1 protein-coding gene and 1 pseudogene are annotated in these 1,531 nt (G+C 75.4%); one reads left to right on the forward strand and one right to left on the reverse strand.

Features of this window, described 5'->3' with window-relative positions:
• Window positions 1-700 (forward strand): ABC transporter permease (locus D8M29_RS11680; protein WP_148111607.1); only part of this gene is annotated, 700 nt, incomplete at its 5' end.
• 31 nt (window positions 701-731) lie between these two features.
• Here D8M29_RS11680 and D8M29_RS11685 read toward each other — a convergent pair.
• Window positions 732-1,531 (reverse strand): annotated as a pseudogene (locus tag D8M29_RS11685) (acyl-CoA dehydrogenase); the annotation flags it as partial.

The raw sequence follows: 1,531 nt of genomic DNA on the forward strand, positions 1-1,531 counted from the left end.
TGTGCTGTGGTGGGCGGTGACGGCCGCCGGGCTGCTCTCCGCGGTGCAGCTGCCCTCCCCCGGCGCGGTGCTGAGCGCCGGCGTCAACCTGCTGGAGCGGGGCGACCTGTGGCTGCACGTGGGGATCTCCACCCAGCGCGTGCTGCTGGGCTTCCTGCTCGGCGCCGCACTCGGGCTGGCCGTGGGGTCCGCGCTCGGGCTGTCCCGGTGGGCGGACGCGCTGTTCGCCCCGCTGATCGGGGCGCTGCGCGCGGTGCCCTCGCTGGCCTGGGTGCCGCTGCTGATCCTGTGGATGCAGATCGGCGAGGAGTCCAAGGTCACCCTCATCGCGATCGGCGCGTTCTTCCCGGTGTTCACCACCGTCTACGCCGCCCTGCGCCATGTGGACCCGCACCTGGTGGAGGCCGGTCGGGCCTTCGGCTACCACGGGCTGTCCCTGCTGCGGACGGTGCAGCTGCCCGCCGTGGTGCCGGCCGTGTTCTCCGGCCTGCGGCTGGCCCTGGCCCAGGCCTGGCTGTTCCTGGTGGCCGCGGAGCTGATCGCCTCCTCGATGGGCCTGGGCTTCCTGCTCACCGACTCGCAGAACAACGGACGCACGGACCGCCTGATCCTGGCGATCATCCTGCTCGCCGTGCTCGGCAAGCTCACCGACTGGCTGCTCGGCCTGCTGGAGCGCCGGGCCCTGCGCCGCTGGGCCTGAGCCCGGCACGTCCGGCCGCCCGGTCGTCGGGTCAGTCCCCCTCGGGGACCTCGCCGGCCGACGTGTAGGCGGTCGGCGGGGTGCCGTTCACGAGCCAGTCGCCGGCCATGCGCACCTTGAACGCCGCCGGGTCGTGGGTGGCGAGGGTGCGGGCGTTGCGCCAGTGCCGGTCGAGCCGCAGCGTGGCCGACGTCGCCGACGCGCCGAGCGTGTCGAAGATGCGGGTGCACACCTCGAGGACGGCCTCCGGCACCACGGCCTGGGCCCGGTACGCGGCCGCCATCGCCTCGGCGGACGCCGCCACGACGTCGGCCTCCGCCGGGCCGGCCCCGTCGGCGCCGTCCTCCCCCTCGTCGAGCAGACGCCCGACCTCGCGCACCATCAGCTCGGCCGCGGCCTGCCGCCCGGCCAGCTGCCCCATGATCTCGAGGAGCTGCGGGTCGTCCTTGGGCAGCGCGGCCGTGCCGGTGTTGAAGGTGCGGCGCCGCTGCCGCAGCAGCTGCGTGCCCTCCGTGAGCGCCGCCCGGCCGATCCCGGCCTGCAGCGCCAGCAGGGTCGCCTCCATGAGCACGGGCACCGGTCCGTCCTGCCGCGGCACCTCGAGCAGCTCCTCGGCCGCGGCGTCGTCGAGCACCACGGACCCGGTGGCGGTCAGGCGCTGGCCGAACCCGTCCCAGTCGTCCTTGATGCCCACGCGCGGCTGACGCACGCGCACGACGGCGACGGCCCGGTCCGGCTCGCGGACCGCGCCCCCGGCCCGCTTGGAGTTCCGGCGGGAGACGAGGTCCGCCCCCTCGATGCCCACGGTCGCGGCGGTCCACGTGGCGAACG

The sequence above is a fragment of the Micrococcus sp. HSID17227 genome, assembly GCF_003989405.1.
Classification (GTDB): Bacteria; Actinomycetota; Actinomycetes; order Actinomycetales; family Micrococcaceae; genus Micrococcus; species Micrococcus luteus.